22 protein-coding genes are annotated in these 18,591 nt (G+C 68.7%); 17 read left to right on the forward strand and 5 right to left on the reverse strand.

Features of this window, described 5'->3' with window-relative positions:
- Positions 1 to 17: 17 nt before the first annotated feature.
- Together AC37TH_RS19510 and AC37TH_RS19515 are read right to left on the reverse strand one after the other, a co-directional pair.
- On the reverse strand, positions 18 to 752 hold the full coding sequence (locus AC37TH_RS19510) for an SGNH/GDSL hydrolase family protein (protein WP_490765996.1): 735 nt from the start codon (positions 750 to 752) through the stop codon (positions 18 to 20).
- A gap of 83 nt (positions 753 to 835) precedes the next feature.
- Positions 836 to 1,975, reverse strand: a complete 1,140-nt coding sequence (locus tag AC37TH_RS19515) for a glutamate--cysteine ligase (protein ID WP_490766098.1) — start codon at positions 1,973 to 1,975, stop codon at positions 836 to 838.
- Positions 1,976 to 2,157: 182 nt separating this feature from the next.
- Here AC37TH_RS19515 and rpsP point away from each other — a divergent pair, with 182 nt between their 5' ends.
- Genes rpsP through rimM form a run of 3 tightly spaced genes read left to right on the forward strand, consistent with a single transcriptional unit; the run spans position 2,158 to position 3,554 of the window.
- Positions 2,158 to 2,637 (forward strand): 30S ribosomal protein S16, encoded by a 480-nt coding sequence (gene rpsP, locus AC37TH_RS19520; RefSeq protein WP_490765997.1) that lies wholly within the window; start codon positions 2,158 to 2,160, stop codon positions 2,635 to 2,637.
- A 4-nt stretch (positions 2,638 to 2,641) separates the two neighbouring features.
- Positions 2,642 to 2,872 (forward strand): RNA-binding protein, encoded by a 231-nt coding sequence (locus AC37TH_RS19525; RefSeq protein ID WP_055893072.1) that lies wholly within the window; start codon positions 2,642 to 2,644, stop codon positions 2,870 to 2,872.
- A gap of 1 nt (position 2,873) precedes the next feature.
- On the forward strand, positions 2,874 to 3,554 hold the full coding sequence (rimM, locus tag AC37TH_RS19530) for a ribosome maturation factor RimM (protein WP_490766099.1): 681 nt from the start codon (positions 2,874 to 2,876) through the stop codon (positions 3,552 to 3,554).
- A 61-nt stretch (positions 3,555 to 3,615) separates the two neighbouring features.
- On the opposite strand, the gene AC37TH_RS19535 is transcribed toward rimM, so the two are convergent.
- Positions 3,616 to 4,278: a GntR family transcriptional regulator gene (locus AC37TH_RS19535; protein ID WP_490765998.1), complete on the reverse strand. Its 663-nt coding sequence runs from the start codon at positions 4,276 to 4,278 to the stop codon at positions 3,616 to 3,618.
- Positions 4,279 to 4,366: 88 nt separating this feature from the next.
- On the opposite strand from AC37TH_RS19535, the gene AC37TH_RS19540 reads away from it, so the two are divergent.
- A complete protein-coding gene (locus AC37TH_RS19540; RefSeq protein ID WP_490766100.1) occupies positions 4,367 to 5,533 on the forward strand; it encodes an MFS transporter in 1,167 nt (388 codons plus the stop codon).
- Between the two features lie 41 nt (positions 5,534 to 5,574).
- Positions 5,575 to 6,264 (forward strand): tRNA (guanosine(37)-N1)-methyltransferase TrmD, encoded by a 690-nt coding sequence (gene trmD, locus AC37TH_RS19545; protein WP_490765999.1) that lies wholly within the window; start codon positions 5,575 to 5,577, stop codon positions 6,262 to 6,264.
- A 98-nt stretch (positions 6,265 to 6,362) separates the two neighbouring features.
- On the opposite strand, the gene map is transcribed toward trmD, so the two are convergent.
- Positions 6,363 to 7,130 carry a type I methionyl aminopeptidase gene (gene map, locus AC37TH_RS19550; protein WP_490766000.1) on the reverse strand — a complete coding sequence of 256 codons (768 nt, stop codon included), beginning with the start codon at positions 7,128 to 7,130 and terminating at the stop codon, positions 6,363 to 6,365.
- Positions 7,131 to 7,235: 105 nt separating this feature from the next.
- Here map and AC37TH_RS19555 point away from each other — a divergent pair, with 105 nt between their 5' ends.
- The 10 genes from AC37TH_RS19555 to AC37TH_RS19600 all read left to right on the forward strand — a co-directional run bounded on the left by AC37TH_RS19555 (position 7,236) and on the right by AC37TH_RS19600 (position 14,934).
- Positions 7,236 to 7,730, forward strand: a complete 495-nt coding sequence (locus tag AC37TH_RS19555) for a hypothetical protein (RefSeq protein ID WP_490766002.1) — start codon at positions 7,236 to 7,238, stop codon at positions 7,728 to 7,730.
- A gap of 196 nt (positions 7,731 to 7,926) precedes the next feature.
- Positions 7,927 to 8,274 carry a 50S ribosomal protein L19 gene (gene rplS / locus AC37TH_RS19560; protein ID WP_490766004.1) on the forward strand — a complete coding sequence of 116 codons (348 nt, stop codon included), beginning with the start codon at positions 7,927 to 7,929 and terminating at the stop codon, positions 8,272 to 8,274.
- Positions 8,275 to 8,376: 102 nt separating this feature from the next.
- Positions 8,377 to 9,135: a signal peptidase I gene (lepB, locus tag AC37TH_RS19565; RefSeq protein WP_490766006.1), complete on the forward strand. Its 759-nt coding sequence runs from the start codon at positions 8,377 to 8,379 to the stop codon at positions 9,133 to 9,135.
- Positions 9,136 to 9,143: 8 nt separating this feature from the next.
- Positions 9,144 to 9,527: a ribonuclease H family protein gene (locus AC37TH_RS19570; protein WP_490766007.1), complete on the forward strand. Its 384-nt coding sequence runs from the start codon at positions 9,144 to 9,146 to the stop codon at positions 9,525 to 9,527.
- Between the two features lie 29 nt (positions 9,528 to 9,556).
- Positions 9,557 to 9,796, forward strand: a complete 240-nt coding sequence (locus tag AC37TH_RS19575) for a ribonuclease H family protein (RefSeq protein WP_490766008.1) — start codon at positions 9,557 to 9,559, stop codon at positions 9,794 to 9,796.
- Between the two features lie 29 nt (positions 9,797 to 9,825).
- Positions 9,826 to 10,149, forward strand: a complete 324-nt coding sequence (locus AC37TH_RS19580; protein WP_055893100.1) for a DUF2469 domain-containing protein — start codon at positions 9,826 to 9,828, stop codon at positions 10,147 to 10,149.
- A 98-nt stretch (positions 10,150 to 10,247) separates the two neighbouring features.
- A complete protein-coding gene (locus AC37TH_RS19585; RefSeq protein ID WP_490766009.1) occupies positions 10,248 to 10,601 on the forward strand; it encodes a YraN family protein in 354 nt (117 codons plus the stop codon).
- Positions 10,601 to 12,262, forward strand: a complete 1,662-nt coding sequence (locus AC37TH_RS19590; protein ID WP_490766010.1) for a YifB family Mg chelatase-like AAA ATPase — start codon at positions 10,601 to 10,603, stop codon at positions 12,260 to 12,262. The genes AC37TH_RS19585 and AC37TH_RS19590 overlap by 1 nt, the downstream gene beginning before the upstream one ends.
- 178 nt (positions 12,263 to 12,440) lie before the next feature.
- The gene (gene dprA / locus AC37TH_RS19595; RefSeq protein ID WP_490766011.1) at positions 12,441 to 13,802 is read left to right on the forward strand and encodes a DNA-processing protein DprA; all 1,362 of its coding nucleotides are present in this window, start codon (positions 12,441 to 12,443) and stop codon (positions 13,800 to 13,802) included.
- A gap of 226 nt (positions 13,803 to 14,028) precedes the next feature.
- Positions 14,029 to 14,934: a tyrosine recombinase XerC gene (locus AC37TH_RS19600; protein ID WP_490766013.1), complete on the forward strand. Its 906-nt coding sequence runs from the start codon at positions 14,029 to 14,031 to the stop codon at positions 14,932 to 14,934.
- Positions 14,935 to 14,957: 23 nt separating this feature from the next.
- On the opposite strand, the gene AC37TH_RS19605 is transcribed toward AC37TH_RS19600, so the two are convergent.
- Positions 14,958 to 15,551 carry a murein hydrolase activator EnvC family protein gene (locus tag AC37TH_RS19605; protein WP_490766014.1) on the reverse strand — a complete coding sequence of 198 codons (594 nt, stop codon included), beginning with the start codon at positions 15,549 to 15,551 and terminating at the stop codon, positions 14,958 to 14,960.
- Between the two features lie 329 nt (positions 15,552 to 15,880).
- Here AC37TH_RS19605 and AC37TH_RS19610 point away from each other — a divergent pair, with 329 nt between their 5' ends.
- Together AC37TH_RS19610 and rpsB are read left to right on the forward strand one after the other, a co-directional pair.
- Positions 15,881 to 17,314 (forward strand): sugar porter family MFS transporter, encoded by a 1,434-nt coding sequence (locus AC37TH_RS19610; RefSeq protein WP_490766101.1) that lies wholly within the window; start codon positions 15,881 to 15,883, stop codon positions 17,312 to 17,314.
- A gap of 299 nt (positions 17,315 to 17,613) precedes the next feature.
- Entirely contained in the window at positions 17,614 to 18,579 is a 966-nt protein-coding gene (gene rpsB / locus AC37TH_RS19615) for a 30S ribosomal protein S2 (RefSeq protein WP_490766015.1), read from the forward strand.
- Positions 18,580 to 18,591: the final 12 nt, after the last annotated feature.

Below are 18,591 nucleotides of genomic sequence, written 5' to 3' on the forward strand. Positions count from 1 at the left end.
GGCATCCACAGGGCGGGTCAGCGCGACGCGGCGGTTGGGGAGATCGTCGTGATGCCCGCTGCGGAGACCTTGTCCGCGATCAGCCCGGCCAGCAGATGCTGCCCGTCGGCGGTGGGATGCACGTTGTCCTTCTGCACCAGGTCCAAACGGTTCTGGAACGGCTGGCCCACGTCGATCCAGGTGCCCTTCACGGCGAGCACGGCGGCGCGGACGATGCTGCCGACCACCGGGGTCTGCGGCGTCGGCGTTCCGGCTCCCCAGATCGGTCCGACGCCGATGATCACGGCATCGGGGAGCGCGGTGCGGAGCCGCTGCAACTGCTTCGTCGCCGTGGTCTTCAGCAGAGTGGTCGAGCCGAGCGTGTCATTGCGCGTCGCGGCGATGATGACCACCTGCGGGTGTAGCGCGATAGCTTGGCTGACCTGGGCTTCGTATGTGTGCGTGTTGAGCCCGGGCGCGATGAAGCCGGAGGCGCTGTCGGCGAAGTCGTTGAGGGTCCAGCCGAACTGGTCCGCGACCAGGAACGGCCAGGCGTCGTCGTACGGGACGCCGTTGCCGATGGCGATCGAGTCGCCGATGGCGGCGGCGCGGACGGGCGCGTCGGAGGTCGCCAGGGGAGTCGGAGTCGGCGTAGCCTCGGGCGCTCCTGTGAAGGTCGTTCCTCCTGTGAGGGCGGAGCAACCTGCAGTCACAGCGATGACGATGGAGGCGAGGGCGACGGCGGCGATTCGGGTTATCGGTCGGGGCAGCACAGCAGAAAGCATACGTTGCCGCTTCGCCGGGCTCCCTGAGATCGCCGTGCGGCACTCCGGCCGCGGCGCTCCAGGCAGGGCGGTCAGCTTCTGTCCAGTCCGTCGCGCAGCTCGTGCGTGAGCGAGCTGACGACGGCCTGCAGGCTGCCGCCGTTCGCCTCGGCGACGCGGAGCTGCCTCTGGTAGCTCGCGCCCTTCGAGAGGATCACATCCACTGTCTCCAGCTCGGCCAGGCAGCCGAGGCGCTCCGCGGTCGGGGACAGGTCGACGATCAGGTCGCGCAGTGCGTCGGAGACCAGCCGCTCGCTGCCGTCCGGTGCGGTGATGATCTCGGCGTCGAGCCCGTAGCGTGCAGCCCGCCACTTGTTCTCCCGCACGAACCACGGCTGCAGGGTGACAGGCTCCTCGCCGTCGTCGAGCTGGCCGGACATCCGGTCGGTGAGGCAGTGGATGACGGCGGCCACCGCGCCGACCTCGTCGGCGGTCGAGAGGCCGTCGCAGGCGCGCATCTCGACGGTTCCCCACTTCGGCGACGGCCGGATGTCCCAGCGCACCTCGCTGTGGTCGGTGACGACGCCGGTGGTCACCAGATCCTGCACGTACTCCTCGTAGTTGGCCCAGCTGCCGAACTGCCAGGGCAGTCCTGCGGTCGGCAACTGCTGGAACATCAGCGCCCTGTTCGAGGCGTACCCGGTGTTCGCACCCGCCCAGAACGGACTGGACGCGCTGAGCGCCTGCAGGTGCGGGTAATACGTGAGCAGCCCGTTGACGATCGGCAGGGCTTTGTCCCTGTCGTCGACGCCGACGTGCACGTGGATGCCCCAGATCATCATCTGCCTGCCCCACCACTGGGTGCGGTCGAGCAGCCGGTCGTAGCGCTCGTTCGGCGTGACCTTCTGGTCGAACCACTGCGCGAACGGGTGCGTCCCAGCGCACATCAGCTCGACGCCGAGCGGGTCGATGACCTCGCGGACGAGGCCGATCAGCCCCTGGAGGTCCTCGATCGCATCCGGGACAGAGCGGTGCACCTTGCTGACGAGCTCGACGGTGTTCAGCAGCAGCTCGTGGGTGATCTGCGGATGCTCGTTGCCGTCGGGCGTGGAGAGCTCCTGCAGCACCTCCTGGGCGATCTGGACGAGGTCGCCCGTCGACGCGTCCACCAGCGCCAATTCCCACTCGATCCCGACGGTGGAGCGCTCGGATTCCGAGAATTCGATCTGCATAGTGGTCGTCCCGTTCATCCGATTGTTCATAGGGCGGCGTTATCTGACACAATAGCTAGTTGAGTTCCCTCGTACCCGACCCTCTAATCAGGTGCGGTGGAACACCATAGACCTCCTGCCGAGTGTGCCCCCACGCTCACGGCAGACAGTTCGTCACGTCACCCATACACACAGGAGAATTTGTGTCTGTCAAGATCCGTCTGAAGCGCCTCGGCAAGATCCGCGCACCGTACTACCGCATCGTCGTCGCCGACTCGCGCACCAAGCGCGACGGCCGCGTGATCGAGGAGATCGGTCTGTACCACCCGACCGAGGAGCCCTCGGTCATCCAGGTCGACTCCGAGCGTGCGCAGTACTGGCTCAGCGTCGGCGCCCAGCCGACCGAGCAGGTCCTCGCGCTCCTCAAGCTCACGGGCGACTGGGGCCAGTTCAAGGGCGACAAGAACGCCAAGAGCACCGTCAAGGTCAAGGAAGCCAAGGTCGAGTTCCAGGCCGACGAGAAGAAGAAGCCGGTCCTGAAGCCCAAGGCTGAGAAGCCGGTCGTCGCCGAGGCTGAGGCTGTCGTCGAGGCAGAGGTCGAGGCCGAGGAGGCCGCTGAGGCTGAGGTCGTCGCTGAGGCCGAGGTCATCACCGAGGCTGCCGCCGACGGCGAGAAGGCGTAACACCTTGCTCGCACCCGCACTCGCGCACCTCGTCAAGGGGATCGTGGATCACCCGGACGACGTGCACGTCGTTGCAAAGAGTTCGCCCCGTGGCGAGGTCCTCGAGGTTCGTGTGAACCCCGAGGACCTCGGCAGGGTCATCGGCCGCTCGGGTCGCACCGCCAAGGCGCTGCGCACCCTGGTCGGTGCGCTGGCCGACGGCCGACGCGTCCGCGTCGACGTCGTCGACGACTGAGGTGGCCGACCACAAGCTGCCCCGCAAGGACGCCGCTCCGCGACCGGATGAGACCCAGCTGCGCGTCGGCAGGCTCACCAAGGCGCACGGACTGAAGGGCGCGATCAAGGTCGAGCTCTACACGGACGAGCCGGAGAAGCGGTTCGTCCCTGGAGCGATCTTCACGCTGCAGGTCCCGACCGCATCCAAGTGGCACGGCAAGTCGCTCGAACTCATCGAACTGCGCTGGTACAACGCTCACGCTGTGGCGTTCTTCGCCGGCATCGACGATCGTTCCGAGGCCGAGACGCTCATCAAGGCGATCCTCTGGGTCAGCCAGGATGTGAAAGAGCTGCCGGACGAGGACGACGCCTGGTACGACCATCAGCTGGTCGGCCTGGACGCCATCCGCGACGGCGTGAAGGTCGGAACCGTCGCACGGGTGGACCACCTGCCCGCGCAGGATCTGCTCGCGATCAAGACGGCGAACGGCGAAGTGCTCGTCCCGTTCGTCAAGGCGATCGTTCCGGAGGTCGACGTGACGACCGGGACGGTGACGCTCACGCCACCGGCCGGGTTGTTCGAAGAACTGCCGGACGATGACGAGCCGGACGCCGGCGACGAGCCGGAGCCCGATGATGAGCCGGAGCCCGGCGACGCGGACGAGGCGCCCGCCGAACAGGGCGAGACGCCCGCCGAATAGACAGAGGAAGAGCCCCAGCGTTCGCGTCGGGGCTCTTCTCCTTTTCAGCGCACGATCCTTTTCAGTGCACGATCGCGAGGCCGCGGGCGCGCAGCGAGCGGGTGTCCGCATCCAGTGCGGCCATCAGCCGCTCGTGCGTGCCGATGATGTGCCGGTGGATGCGGTCCGCCGCCGCATCCGCCTCCCGTGCGGCCACCAGTGCCAGGATGTCGCGGTGCTCCTCCCAGGCCGCCCGTCTGGCGTCCTCCGTGCGCACTTCGAGCCAGCGGGTGCGGGCGAGCCTGGTCATGGCCGCGTCGACGCTGTCGGCGAAGAAGTGGTTGCCGGACAGGCTCGCCAGTTCGACGTGGAAGTGGGTGCCTGCGCGCATCGCGTCGTCGCTCGGGCGGTGGGTGTCGAAGGCGCCGAGCCTGGCGGTGAGGGAGGCGATGGCGTCGTCGGTGGCGCGGGCGCAGCTGTGGCGCACGGCGGCGGACTCGACCGCATCCCGCAGCTCGCTGAGCCTGGCGATCTCGCCGAGGTCGATGGGGGTGATCTGCCAGGCGCGTCCGTCGCGTTCGACGAGGCCGTCGGTCTCCAGTCGCATGAGCGCGGCGCGCAGGGGGGTGCGGGAGGCGCCGAGGTCGGTTTCGAGCCCGCGCTCGGTGAGGCGGGCGCCCGGCATCCGCTCCAGGTCGAGGATCTGCGCGCGCAGCCGGTCGTAGACGGTCGTTTGCTCTGGCACGCGGTCGCTCCCTTGGTATACCGGAGTGGTATACCGCTAGGGTATACCCGTGATCTCCACCGTACAACGCACCCCGCGGCCGTGGCTCATGCTGTCCTTCGGCGTCATCGCCCAGGCGAGCTCCACGGTGTTCGTCTCCACGCCCGCGTTCCTCATCCCGCTGCTGCACACCGAGCGCGGCCTCAGCCTCGCTCAGGCCGGGCTGCTCGCCTCCGCGCCGACCCTCGGGCTGGTCATCACCCTCATCGGCTGGGGAGCGCTCAGCGACAGGATCGGCGAACGCTGGGTCATCGCCTCCGGGCTCGCGATCACCGCCGCGGTCGCGTTCGCTGCGATGTTCGCGACGGACTACGTGACCCTCGGCGCGCTGTTCCTGATCGGCGGCATGGCGTCAGCGAGCCCCAACGCCGCCAGTGGGCGCGTCGTGATCGGCTGGTTCCCGAAGGAGCGCCGCGGACTCGCGATGGGCATCAGGCAGATGTGTCAGCCGCTCGGCGTCGCCGTGGCCGCGCTCACCATCCCGCAACTGGCAGCGGCGGGAGGCATCGGGCTGGCGCTGGCCGTACCCGCGGCGCTGTGCGCCGTCTCCGCCGTGCTGTGCGCCGTCGGCATCGTCGACCCTCCGCGGCCGGCGAAGACGACAGGAGCGGATGCGCATCCCCAGGCCGTGTGGAAGCCGTACCGCGAGACCTCGCTGCTGTGGCGCATCCACGGGGTGTCGATGCTGCTGGTGGTGCCGCAGTTCACGGTGTCGACGTTCGGGCTTGTCTGGCTGGTGACCCAGCTGCACTACACCGCCCTCGCGGCGGGCATCGTGATCGGGGTGAGCCAGTTCGCCGGGGCCATCGGCCGCATCGGGATCGGCGTCCTGAGCGACAGGGTCGGCAGCCACCTGGTCCCGCTGCGCTGGGTGTCCGTCGTCGCCGCCGCCGTGATGCTGCTGATGGCCGGAGCGTCGGCGCTCGGGGCGGCCTGGGCTGCCGTGATCCTGATCGTCGCGGCGATCGTGACCGTGGCCGACAACGGGCTCGCGTACACGTCGGTGGCAGAGATCGCCGGGCCGTTCTGGTCGGGCAGGGCGCTCGGCACGCAGAACACCGGCCAGTTCCTCGCGGCCTCGGTGGTGGGGCCTGCGGTCGGCGGGCTGATCACCGTGCTCGGCTACCCGCTCGCGTTCGCGGCCGTGGCCCTCTGCCCGGTGATCGCGGCTCCGCTCGTGCCGCGCGACAGGGAGCTCGCCGTCGTGCCGCAGTAGCTCGTCGTTCTGCGGCAGCGGCCCTCGAATAGGCTGGGGGGATGCGCATCGACATCGTCACGATCTTCCCCGAGTTCTTCGATGTGCTCGACATCTCCCTGCTCGGCAAGGCCCGTCAGAGCGGCATCATCGACCTCGGCGTGCACAACCTGCGCGATCACGCCCACGACCGGCACCGCACGGTCGACGACACGCCATACGGCGGGGGAGCCGGCATGGTGATGAAGCCGGAGCCGTGGGGTGAAGCGCTCGACGGCATCCTGGAGTCGACCCCCGGCGACCCGCTGGTGATCTTCCCTTCCCCGGCCGGCGACGTGTTCACGCAGTCGATCGCGCGCGAGCTGGCGGAAGAGAAACACCTGGTCTTCGGATGCGGGCGATACGAGGGCATCGACCAGCGCGTCTTCGACGAGACGGCCTCCCGGGCGCGGGTGCGCCTGATGAGCATCGGCGACTACGTGCTGAACGGGGGAGAGGTGGCGACGATGGCGATGATCGAGGCGATCGGCCGCCTGATCCCCGGCGTGGTCGGCAACCCGGAGAGCCTGGTCCAGGAGTCGCACGAAGACGGCCTGCTCGAGTACCCCAGCTACACCAAGCCCGCCTCCTGGCGCGGCCACGACGTCCCGCCCATCCTGCTCTCCGGCAACCACGGAGCCATCGCCGCCTGGCGCCACGAGCAGCAGCTCGCCCGCACCCGCGCCGTCCGCCCCGACCTCCTCCCCGAATAATCACGCCCGAAACAATCGAGTCGGGACTTATGTACGCGACACGCCGGGGCGGTGCGTACATAAGTCCCGACTCGATTATTCGGGGAGCCGGGGAGGCGCTAGTCGCGGGCGGTGAGGACGAGGGGGCCGGACTCGGTGATCGCGACGGTGTGCTCGGAGTGGGCGCCGCGGGAGCCGTCGGCGCTGCGGAGGGTCCAGCCGTCTCGGTCGGTGTAGATCTCGTCGGTCGACTCCAGGAACCATGGCTCGATCGCGATGACGAGGCCAGGGCGCAGCGGGTAGCCGCGGCCGGGGCGGCCGTCGTTCGCGATGTGCGGGTCGCCGTGCATCGTCCGGCCGACGCCGTGGCCGCCGAACTCGAGGTTCACGGTGTACCCCTCCGCGTGGGCGACGGCGCCGATGGCGGCGGAGATGTCGCCGACGCGGCCGCCGGGCTGCGCGGCGGCGATCCCGGCCGCGAGCGCGCGGCGGGTGGTGTCGATGAGGTGGAGGTCCGCATCCCGCGGCTGCCCCACCACCACGCTGATCGCCGAGTCGGCGACCCAGCCGTCGACGGATGCGGCGAAATCGAGGGTCAGCAGGTCGCCGTCCTCCAGGCGGTAGTCGTGCGGCAGTCCGTGCAGCACGGCATCGTTCACCGAGGTGCAGAGCACCTTGCCGAACGGGCTCGCACCGAACGACGGGTGGTAGTCGATGTAGCAGGACTCGGCGCCCGCCTTCCGGATGAGGTCGTGCGCGATCCTGTCGAGCTCCAGCAGGTTCACCCCCACCTTCGCAGCGGCGGCCGTCTGCTGCAGTACGTCGGCCACGAACCGGCCGGCCGGCCGCATCTGCTCGATATCTGCGGGCGTCCTCAACTCGATCATGCGTTCTCCTTCAGTTCCACCCGCCTAGTTTTCCATGCGCGACGCCGATTCGGCCCACGGCGAACCCGCAGCCGCTGCACAGGCGGCCACGGATACGCTGGTCCCGTGATCCTCCGCAAGGCGTTCTACTGGTGGTTGTTCCCCTCCGCCGTGATCCTGCCTGTCTGGCTGCTCATCGGCTGGGCGATCTTCGGCTCCGGCGGGTGGAGCTTCATCGGGCTGCTCATCCTGTGCCCGATCCTGTTCATCGCGATGCTCGCCATCGGCGGCATCATCATGGCGCGCAAGACCGTCCGGGACTCCAAAGCCGTCTCCTGGCGGGATGTGGGCCTGATCGGTCTGTGGCACGCCTCCATCGTCGTGTTCGGCTGTTTCCTCCCCGGGGTGAACAGCTGGCTGGCCGTCGTCGGCATCCTGCTCGGGCTCGCCGTGTTCTGGGTGTCGCTCTGGGAACTGGTCACGGAGGCCAGGCTGCGCGTGCAGCAGACCTTCGAGGCGTACGAGCGTGCTGCCCAGCCGCAGCAGGTGCGCCAACCGGATGCGCTGTTCGAGGAGGGCTCCGAGGTCATCGTGATCGAGGAGCGCCGCGACGAGCGCTGAGGTCGCTTTGGCAAACACCTCCTGTTCATGGCAGAATTGATCTTTGTGTCGCGGCCAGGCTCTGCCACAGGGGAGCCAGCACTTCTCGCGCACACCCCATACCGTTGATTCCCGGTCGTCCGCCTTGCGCTCCGCGCACAGGGGGAAGGCCCCAAGTCCGTCCTCGACCTGTGGCGGGTACAGAGAGCGAACACACATGCACATCCTCGACTCCGTCGATGCCGCTTCCCTGAAGCAGGACATCCCCGCGTTCCGCGCCGGCGACACCGTCAAGGTTCACGTCAACATCATCGAGGGCAGCCGCTCCCGTATCCAGGTCTTCCAGGGCGTCGTCATCGGCCGCTCCAACGAGGGCGTGCGCGAGACCTTCACGGTCCGCAAGGTCAGCTTCCAGGTCGGCGTCGAGCGCACCTTCCCGGTGCACTCCCCGGTCATCGACCGCATCGAGGTCGTCACCCGTGGTGACGTCCGTCGCGCCAAGCTCTACTACCTGCGCGAACTGCGCGGCAAGAAGGCGAAGATCAAAGAGAAGCGCGACAACTAGGCTTCACGGCCTGGGGCTTCACCGCCCCGACGCGCGGCATCCGCCAACGCTGTTCCTGAGCTCCCTGTCCCATACACTTGGGCAGGGAGCTCAGGCGGTTAAATGACGGATGAAGCAGTGCCCACCCGGTCGGACCGCGTGGCAAGAGAGCGGCGCGGAACGCGCAGGCGCGGTCGGCGAAGCATCAGGCTGTTCCTCCGCGATCTGCTGGTCATCGTGGTCGTCGCCATCCTGGTCTCGTTCCTGGTCAAGACGTTCATCGTGCGGTCGTTCTACATCCCGTCGGCGTCGATGGAGAACACGCTGCAGATCAACGACAGGATCATCGTCAACGAACTGGAGCCCGGCCTCTTCCCGATCAGCCATGGCGATGTCGTCGTGTTCCGCGATCCTGGCGGCTGGCTTCCCCCGCAGCCCCCGACGCGGGAGACCCCGGTCGCGTCGGCGATCGACTCCGCGCTGACGTTCATCGGCCTTTCCGCGTCCGACAGCGACGACCACCTGGTCAAGCGGGTGATCGGACTCCCCGGCGACCATGTCGCCTGCTGCAATGCCGACGGGAGGATCACGGTGAACGGCGTTCCCTTGAAGGAGCCGTACGTGCTCATCCCTCCCGGCCAGACCAACGCCGCGACACTCGCCTTCAACGTCACCGTTCCGAAGGGCGAACTGTGGGTGATGGGGGATAATCGGTATAACTCCCAGGACTCGTCCCGCAACCAGAGCCTCCCCGGTCACGGTTTCGTCCCGATCGATCATGTGGTCGGCCGCGCTTTCGTGATCAGCTGGCCGGTGAGCAGATGGACCTGGCTCGACAACTATCCGGAAGTGTTCCGTGGCGTGGAGGAGGACCAGCGATGATGGCGCCGGTGACACCCACCCTCCGCTTCGAGAAGTCGCTTTATCGTTCGGGCGTGACGTCGATCGTGGCCGTCGACGAGGTGGGCCGCGGTGCCCTCGCAGGCCCGGTCGCGGTCGGGATGGTCGTCATCGACACCACGGTGAAGCGCATCCCGGTCGGGCTGCGCGACTCCAAACTGCTTCCGGAACCCGCGCGCGAGGCGCTGGAGCCGCTCTGCCGCAAATGGGTGCTGCACCACGCGGTCGGCATGGCGTCCGCCGCCGAGGTCGATTCGCTCGGCATCATGCGCTGCCTGGGGCTCGCAGGAGCGCGGCGCTCGCGCTCCTGGAGGAGCGCGGCGCCGAGATCCGGGAGAGCACGGTCATCCTCGACGGCAACTACGACTACCTGAATCCGGCTCTGATTCGGCCGGCGAACGTCGTGACCAGGATCAAGGCGGACAGGGATTGCGCCTCGGTCTCCGCCGCGAGCGTCATCGCCAAGGTCACCAGAGACAGGCTGATGATCCAGCACGATGTCGACTATCCCGAGTACCGCTGGGCGTCCAACAAGGGGTATTCGAGCCGTGAGCACATGGATGCGATCGCCGAGCTGGGGCCGAGCGCCCTGCACCGGCTGACCTGGCTGCGTGATGCGTCGACGCTGCCCATGCCGACATGACGCTCAGTCCGGCATAGACTTGTCGAACAATGGATGAAGACGAGTTCGACGACTACGACCGCGAGGTCGAGTTGGCTTTGTACCGCGAATACCGGGACGTCGTCTCGCAGTTCAAGTACGTGATCGAGACCGAGCGCCGGTTCTACCTCGCGAACGAGGTGGAGTTCGTACGCCGTGACACCGAGCACGACTTCTACTTCGAGCTGACGATGAACGATGTGTGGGTGTGGGATGTCTACCGCTCCGACCGCTTCGTGAAGTCGGTTCGGGTGCTCACGTTCAAGGATGTGAACATCGAGGAGCTCTCCAGCAAGGAGTTCGAGCTCCCGAAGGAACTCGCACTCGACGAGTAGTTCTCCCCAGCCAGTCGCATCGCGGCTGTTCTCCACAGATCTTCTCCCGCTGTTTCCCCGGCGACGCCCCCACGCGAGGCTGTCCTCAGGAGGCAGCAATGGCAGCGAAAGACGAGTTGGGGCGCCGCGGAGAGTGCGTGGCGGCGGAGTGGTTCGAACGACGGGGTTTCGTCGTGCTCGAACGGAATTGGCGATGCGCGTCGGGTGAGCTCGACCTGATCCTACGCGGCGACGGAGTGACGGTCTTCGCCGAGGTGAAGACCAGGACATCGGTGGCGTACGGCCATCCTTTCGAGGCGATCACCGCGGCGAAGGCCGCACGATTGCGACGGTTGGCCGCGGAGTGGTGTCGCGCGCACGGCCCGGTGGGCCATATCCGGATCGACGCGGTCGCGGTGATCGACGCGTGGAGCGCCGAGCCCTCGATCGAACATCTTGAGGGCGTGGTCTGATGCCGCTCGCGCGCACATACGCCGTCGCCTTGAACGGCGTCGACGGCGATGTCGTCGAGGTGGAGGCGGACATCGCGGCCGGGTTGCCCGCGTTCTCGCTGATCGGCCTGCCGGATGCGGCGCTCGGCGAGTCCCGAACGCGCGTGACCGCTGCGGCGACCAACGCCGGGTGCCCGCTGACACCGCGCAAGCTCACGGTCAACCTGTCGCCGGCGTCGCTCCGCAAGCAGGGCTCCGCGTTCGATCTCGCCATCGCGGTCGCAGCCCTCGCCGCTGCGGGCGATCTGCGTCCGGAGTCGGCGGCCGCGGCGGTCCATCTGGGCGAGCTGGGGCTCGACGGACGACTGCGGCCGGTCCCCGGCATCCTGCCCTCGGTCATCGCGGCAAGGGCCGCCGGGTTCGTCCGGGTGCTCGTGCCGACGGCCAACGCCGACGAGGCGGCCATGGTCGACGGCGTGGAGGTGGTACCGATCGCCAGTCTGCGCCACGCCGCGATTCATCACGGCAGCACGCTCGAGCCTGTCGACGTCGACCACGTCACAGTCGGCACCACATCCGCGGCAGCGGCCGTCCCCGCACGTCCGGAGCCCGACCTGTCCGACGTGGCAGGCAACGAGGAAGCCGTCGAGGCCCTCGTCGTCGCTGCAGCGGGCGGGCACCACCTCTCGATGGTCGGACCACCCGGCGCGGGCAAGACGATGCTCGCCACCCGGCTGCCCGGCCTGCTTCCCGATCTGACGGACGACCAGGCACTGGAGGTCATGTGCATCCGGTCGGTGGCCGGAGCGGGCGGAGGACTGGTCAGGCGTCCGCCCTTCGAGGCTCCGCATCACACGGCCTCGGCGGTCGCGATGGTGGGAGGGGGCACCCGCCGCATCGTCCCCGGGGCGATCGTGCGGGCGACGAACGGCGTCCTCTTCCTCGACGAGGCCGCGGAGTTCCCTGCCGTTGTGCTCGACGCCCTCCGGCAGCCTCTCGAATCCGGCACCATCACCATCCACCGAGCCAGCGGCACCGCGCAATTCCCCGCCCGCTTCCAGCTCGTCCTCGCCTCCAACCCGTGTCCGTGCGGCCACCACGGTTCGCCGGACGAAGAGTGTGTCTGCACTCCGATCGCCCGGCGACGCTACCTGGCGCGCATGTCGGGGCCGCTCCTCGACCGCGTCGACATCCGCCTCTCCGTGCGCCGGCTGGGGCTCGCCGCACTCCGGATGCACGGGGACGGCCTGGCGCGCGGACGTGCCGTGCCCGGAGTCGGTGCGCCCACGTCGGGCAGGCCAACGTCCGGCCCTGCAGAGCCTCCGGGGAGCGCGGGGCTTGCCAGGTCTGCCGGGCCGCTGGCGCCGGCGGTCGGCACTCAGACCGCTGTACAGCGGCAGCGGGTGATCGCCGCGCGCGCCGTCGCCGCAGAACGGCTCTCCGAGACGACCTGGGCACGCAACGCCGACGTCGCTGGGAGCTGGTTGCGCACCGGATCCCTCCGCCTGCCCAGGGCAACGGTCGGGGCGCTCGATCGTGCCCTCGACCGCGGCTCCCTCACGATGCGCGGCTACGACCGCACCTTGCGCATCGCCTGGACGCTCGCCGACCTCGACGGCGGTGTCACCCCCACCGGCCACCACATCGGAGCGGCCCTCTATCTGAGACGGGGCGGCGCATGACGCCCGAGCACGCACGCTCCGGTCCCGCGTTCCGGCTGCAGAGTGCCCACTCGCCCGCATCGTGTGCACCGTGCCCGCTTCACACCTACGCTGCGCGCGGACGCCCGCCGATCACTGAGGCTGGCCGCGAAATCTCCACCACAGGGAACTCGCCCTCACCCGCTCAGGAGAGGCACCGATGACGACCAGCGACTACCTCGGGCTCTCTCACGCGCACCTCGCGGCGCTTCTCGGCCCGGTCTCCCCATCCGATACAAGAACGGGCGATGCAGCCGAGCAGCGATCAGGGCTCGACCGTGACGCCACCGAGACGCGATTCGCCTGGGCGGCGCTCTCCACGGTGGTTGAACCGGGCGACACGGATGTGCGGCTGCTCACCGACGTGCTCGGCGCCACTCTGACTCTTCGGTTCATCGTCGATGGCGCTTCCAAAGCCACGATCGTCGACCGGATCCGCGACCGCGACGCGTCCGCCGCCGACGCGATCGGCGCGCGGCTCGCCGCCGCCCTCGAACGCTGGAAGCCTCGGCTGACACTTGGGGCGTCCACGAGGGCTTTGTCGTCAGCGGCGAACCTCCGCGCCACGCTGCTGACGCCGGCCGACCACAATTGGCCGGCGTCCCTGGATGCGCTCGGCGCGGGCGCTCCTCTCGCGCTGTGGGTGCGCGGAGACCCGGCGAGACTCAGCGACCTGAACAGGTCTGTCGCCCTCGTCGGCGCACGAGCGGCGACCGGATACGGCGAGCACGTGGCGATGGAGAGCGCAGCCGGTCTGAGCGACCGCGGCTTCGCCATCGTCTCCGGCGGCGCGTACGGGATCGACGGTGCAGCCCATCGAGCGGCGCTCGCTAGCGACCAGACCACGGTGGCGTTCCTCGCGGGAGGCGTCGACCGCCTCTACCCGACGGGCCACAGCAGGCTCCTCCAGCGCATCGCCGATCGGGGTCTGCTGATCGGCGAGCTGCCGTGCGGTTCCCCGCCGACCCGCTGGCGCTTCCTCCAGCGGAACAGGCTGATCGCTGCCGTCGCCACCGCGACGGTCGTGGTCGAGGCCGGCCGTCGTTCCGGCTCCCTGAACACGGCGGCCCACGCGGCGACGATGGGCCGGCCGCTCGGCGCGGTCCCCGGTCCGATCACGTCGCCCGCCTCGTCCGGCTGCCACCGCCTCATCCGCGAGTTCGATGCCGTCTGCGTCACCTCCGCAGACGAGATGGCCGAGCTGGCGGGGGATTCGCTCTCCGGCAACAGCGAATCGCCACACCGAACCGACGGTTCCGATCGTTCCGCACCGGCGGCGCACCGATCCGATCGCTCCGCACGGGCAGGGACGCCGACGGGATCTGGCAGCCACGTTGGAGCCGCCGAGATCGACGGAGTGGAGACCCGCCTCCGCGACGCGCTCAGTGCCCGACGCCCCCGCTCAGTCACCGACATCGCGTCTCGCTCCGGTCTCGCTCCAACAGACGTGACCGCAGCTCTCGGGCGCCTGGAACTGGAAGGGCAGGTGAAAGAGGGAGTTGGCGGGTGGTTGAGGACATAGTGGGATTCCGTCGACCAGTTGGGTGAGCAACGGTGGTACACGCGGGTGTGCCGTCGGCGGCGTCGGCCGTCGGCATCGTCGGCCGCCGACGTGAGTCGTTCGTGGAGTCCTCGCCGTGTTCGAATGGGTCAGTCGTGGAGGGAGTGAGTCGTGCGCGACGGGGCGGAGTCTCGCCCTGCGGGGCGTCGCGGCGACTCTTCGTGCGGTCGTGGGGGAGGCTTGGGGTGTGGAACTCGCTCGCGCCATCGACGACTTCGCCGTGCATCTCACGGTGGAGCGCGGATACTCGCCGCAGACGGTGCGTGCGTACAGGTCCGACCTGACCGGGCTGGCCGAGTTCGCGAAGGCGCGGCAGGTCGCCGACACTGCCGGTCTGACGCTCGACGTGTTGCGTGACTGGCTCTGGGACTCGTCACAGCGCGGACTGTCGAAGGCGACGCTGGCCCGCCGGTCGGCATCGGCCAAAGGGTTCAGCGCGTGGGCGGCACGGCAGGCGGGAGCCGTCACGGATCCAGCTGTCAGGCTCCGGGCACCGAAACCCGACAAGACGCTTCCGCGTGTGGTCAACCGCACCCAGATCGACGCGCTCCTCGAACGACTCGCGGCGCTCGCCGCGGACGGCGAACCCAACAGGGTCCGCGACCTCGCCGTCATCGAGCTCCTCTACGCCACCGGCATCCGCGTCTCCGAACTGACCGGACTCGACGTCGACGACGTCGACCTCGATCGCCTGACCGTCCGGGTGCTCGGAAAAGGGTCGAAGGAACGGGTGGTCCCGTTCGGCGTCCCCGCCAAAACCGCCATAGTCGGCTACCTCCAACGCGCACGCTCCGCCCTCGCGGCCGAGCGGTCGGGGGCGGCGCTGCTGCTCGGACCGCGCGGCGCCCGACTCGGAACGCGCGCCGTTTACGGACTGGTCGCGGGGCTGCTCGCGGACATCCCCGGCGGCGGACCGGCCGGCCCGCACGCGCTCCGCCACACCGCAGCCACCCACCTGCTCGACGGGGGCGCCGACCTGCGCGCCGTGCAGGAACTCCTCGGACACGCCAGCCTCGGCACCACCCAGATCTACACGCACGTCTCCACGGAACGACTCAAAGAGAGTTACCGCATCGCACACCCCCGCGCCTGATCACCCGGTGCCTTCACGTGCCGTCACGCCGCCCGGTCGCTCTGCAGCGGGAGCAGCACCGCGCGCGGCACCCTGTCGAAGAACAGCAGCGGCGACACGTACGCGCCGTCGACGCGCACACCGATGTGGAGACAGCCGGAGGCGCAGTGTCCACCCTCGGCCACTCGCCCGAGCGGCTGGCCGGTGGAGACGGAAGCGCCCACCGGGAGGTCGGAGACCAGAGGCTCGTAGCTGGAGAGAATGCCGCCTCCGTGATCGAGAGTGAGCACGGGGCGGTCCACCACCAACCCGGAGAACCGCACCGTGGCGCCGGCGGGGGCGGTGACGACAGCGGAGAGCGAGACGGCGAGGTCGATTCCGCGATGGCCTGCGGCGTACGGCGTCGGGGGAGGGGCATACGCCTTCGCGACAACGACCGGGCTCACCGGCCACGCCCAGCGCGGTTGGCCGGAGGCAATGGTCGAGGACGGGGACGGGGGATCGCCAGCGTCTGCCTGCGGCGCCGCGGTGGCGCTCGCCACCGCTGTGGCGCTCACCGGGACCGTGATCGTCCCCGATGTCGCCGCCACTGCGCACATCAGCGCGGCGCGCACCACTCGAATCGTCGTCCGTGTCATTTCCAGCCCAGTCGTTCTTCATCCCGTTGCCGTCTCCCACCCTCCGCCATCGACCAGTCCGGCGCTCCCGATACCTGATACCCGTGGACAACTCCCGCACGGCACCCCCTGTGCAGGGAATCACCCGCCCGCGCCCCGCCCACACTCACCCTCCTCTTGCCCGTTTCCGGCTTCGGAGTATCGTGTGGGTCGCCGGTCCGGCGCTGTCAGCCACGCTGCCTCGCCCACAATCGAAAAGGTCTTCCATGTCTGATCAGCAGAACGTGCCATCGTCGTCGTCGTCTCAGTCCGGGGCATCCGATGCGAACGTGCCGACGCCGACGGGGGCCATGCGCCGCAAGGTGATCGGGCTCGCCATCGCCGCGGCCGTCGGCGGCTTCCTGTTCGGTTTCGACTCGTCGGTCGTCAATGGCGCCGTCAACTCGATCCAGAAGCAGTTCGCCCTGAATGCGTTCGTGACCGGGTTCATCGTCGCCATCGCCCTGCTCGGCTGCGCGGCGGGCGCGTACATCGCCGGAAGGCTCGCCGACCGGTGGGGCCGGCTGAAGGTGATGTTGCTGGGCGCTGTCCTGTTCTTCGTCAGCTCGATCGGGGCCGGGCTCGCGTTCTCGGCCTGGGATCTGGGGCTCTGGCGCATCGTCGGCGGTCTCGGAATCGGAATCGCGTCCGTCGTCGCCCCTGCTTACATCGCCGAGATCGCGCCGAAGCAGTCGCGCGGCAGCCTGGCGTCGCTGCAGCAGCTCGCCATCACCATCGGTATCTTCGTCGCCCTGCTCTCGGATGCACTGCTCGCCGGGGTCGCTGGGTCCGCCTCCAACCAGCTGTGGCTGGGACTGGAGGCCTGGCGGTGGATGTTCCTGGTCGGCGTCATCCCGTCGGTCGTCTACGGTGTCCTCGCCCTCACCCTGCCGGAGTCTCCGCGGTTCCTGCTGGCCACCGGCCGTCACGACGAGGCGCGCGCGATCTTCGCGACGCTGGTGCCCGAGTCGGACGTGGACCGTCAGATCTCGGACATCGAACATGCCATCTCCGAGGACAAGGAGGGCAAGAAGGCGACCCTGCGCGGCAACCGGTTCGGGCTGAAGCCGATCGTCTGGATCGGCATCATCCTGTCGGTTTTCCAGCAGTTCGTCGGCATCAACGTGATCTTCTACTACTCCACGACGCTGTGGAGGGCGGTCGGGTTCACGGAGAGCAACTCGCTGCTCATCACGGTGATCACCTCGGTGACGAACGTCGCCGTGACCGTTGTCGCCATCCTGCTCGTTGACAGGGTCGGGCGCCGCCCCATCCTCCTCACCGGGTCGATCGGCATGGCGCTGTCGCTCGGCGTCATGGCGCTCGCGTTCGCGTTCTCGCAGAAGGTCGACGGGGTCGTCAGCCTGCCCGGGGCGTGGGGCGGGGTCGCCCTGGTGGCGGCCAACCTGTTCGTGGTCTGCTTCGGCGCATCGTGGGGCCCGCTGGTGTGGGTGCTGCTCGGCGAGATCTTCCCGAGCAGGATCCGTGGCAAGGCGCTCGGCCTTGCTGCGGCCGCGCAGTGGATCGCCAACTTCCTCGTGACCATCAGCTTCCCGCCGCTGTCCGATTTCTCGCTGCCGTTCACCTACGGGATGTACGCGATCTTCGCCCTGCTCTCGTTCTTTTTCGTGTTCTTCAAGATCCCGGAGACGAACGGCATGGCGCTCGAGCACGCCGAGACCCTGTTCACGAACGCCGGCAAGAAGCGTGGAGTGCAGGTGCGTTCGACGGGCGACAGCGTCTGAGCAGAGCCCGCGCCAGTCGTCGGCGGCCGGTGCGCTCACCGACCCGTCGTTCCTGATAAGCTGTTCGGAGCACTCCGCCTGTCGGAGTGACTACGCGTGCCCAGAAGGCCCTCACGGGCTGGCGCGACATCCATCGGTCTTCCCTTTCCGAGCGGTCATCCGCGCGGCGAAGCGAAGCGGATGCGTGCGCAGGGCACCAGGAGCGGCGGCCACTCGGCCGCCACTGACAAACCGCAACGCGCATCCGCCTGCCAGGCAGAGACCCCGGCTCCGGATGCCCAGAAAAGGAGAACGGCATCATGGCCGTTGTAACCATGCGCCAGCTGCTCGACAGCGGCGTCCACTTCGGACACCAGACCCGTCGCTGGAACCCGAAGATGAAGCGCTTCATCCTGACCGAGCGCTCGGGCAGCTACATCATCGACCTGCAGCAGTCGCTCGCATACATCGACAAGACGTACGAGTTCGTCCGCGAGACGGTCGCCCACGGCGGCACCATCCTCTTCGTCGGCACGAAGAAGCAGGCCCAGAACGCCATCGCCGAGCAGGCGACCCGCGTCGGCCAGCCCTACGTCAACCAGCGCTGGCTGGGTGGTCTGCTGACCAACTTCCAGACGGTGTCCAAGCGCCTCGCACGCATGAAGGAGCTCGAGGAGCTCGACTTCGAGGGCACCACGAGCGGCTTCACCAAGAAGGAACTGCTCATCAAGAAGCGCGAGCTCGACAAGCTGCACAAGTCGCTCGGCGGAATCCGCAACCTGACGAAGACCCCGAGCGCGCTCTGGGTCGTCGACACCAAGAAGGAGCACCTCGCGATCGACGAGGCCAAGAAGCTGGGCATCCCGGTCATCGGCATCCTCGACACGAACTGCGACCCGGACGAGGTCCAGTACCCGATCCCGGGTAACGACGACGCCATCCGCTCCGTCGGTCTCCTCACCCGCATCGTCGCCGACGCCGCGGCTGAGGGCCTCATCCAGCGTCACCAGAAGCCGGAAGAGGGCACCGAGCCCACCGAGCCGCTGGCCGAGTGGGAGCAGGAGCTCCTGACGTCCTCCGGTGAAGAGGTCCAGGCGAGCGCCGAGACCGAGAAGGCGGCTGACGCCGACCTCGCCGAGGCCAAGGCGGACTCCGCCGAGGTCGTCGCAGAGGGCGAAGCCGTCGCAGAGGCCGTTGCCGAGACCGAGGCTGCCGACGAGGCCGCCGCCGTCGCGACCGACGACGCCACCGAGGCGGTCGTCGAGGCCGAGACCGAAGCCAAGTAGTCCGCTTCTTCT

It is taken from the genome of Leifsonia sp. McL0627, from assembly GCF_058244615.1.

Excerpts from the sequence above, each read along its gene's own strand:
- trmD (WP_490765999.1), top strand. The coding sequence starts at position 5,575 with ATGCGCATCGACATCGTCACGATCTTCCCCGAGTTCTTCGATGTGCTC.
- AC37TH_RS19605 (WP_490766014.1), bottom strand. The coding sequence starts at position 15,551 with ATGACACGGACGACGATTCGAGTGGTGCGCGCCGCGCTGATGTGCGCA.
- lepB (WP_490766006.1), top strand. The coding sequence starts at position 8,377 with ATGACGGATGAAGCAGTGCCCACCCGGTCGGACCGCGTGGCAAGAGAG.
- rplS (WP_490766004.1), top strand. The coding sequence starts at position 7,927 with ATGCACATCCTCGACTCCGTCGATGCCGCTTCCCTGAAGCAGGACATC.
- dprA (WP_490766011.1), top strand. The coding sequence starts at position 12,441 with ATGACGACCAGCGACTACCTCGGGCTCTCTCACGCGCACCTCGCGGCG.
- AC37TH_RS19610 (WP_490766101.1), top strand. The coding sequence starts at position 15,881 with ATGCGCCGCAAGGTGATCGGGCTCGCCATCGCCGCGGCCGTCGGCGGC.
- AC37TH_RS19580 (WP_055893100.1), top strand. The coding sequence starts at position 9,826 with ATGGATGAAGACGAGTTCGACGACTACGACCGCGAGGTCGAGTTGGCT.
- AC37TH_RS19585 (WP_490766009.1), top strand. The coding sequence starts at position 10,248 with ATGGCAGCGAAAGACGAGTTGGGGCGCCGCGGAGAGTGCGTGGCGGCG.
- rpsB (WP_490766015.1), top strand. The coding sequence starts at position 17,614 with ATGGCCGTTGTAACCATGCGCCAGCTGCTCGACAGCGGCGTCCACTTC.
- AC37TH_RS19540 (WP_490766100.1), top strand. The coding sequence starts at position 4,367 with ATGCTGTCCTTCGGCGTCATCGCCCAGGCGAGCTCCACGGTGTTCGTC.
- AC37TH_RS19515 (WP_490766098.1), bottom strand. The coding sequence starts at position 1,975 with ATGCAGATCGAATTCTCGGAATCCGAGCGCTCCACCGTCGGGATCGAG.
- AC37TH_RS19590 (WP_490766010.1), top strand. The coding sequence starts at position 10,601 with ATGCCGCTCGCGCGCACATACGCCGTCGCCTTGAACGGCGTCGACGGC.
- map (WP_490766000.1), bottom strand. The coding sequence starts at position 7,130 with ATGATCGAGTTGAGGACGCCCGCAGATATCGAGCAGATGCGGCCGGCC.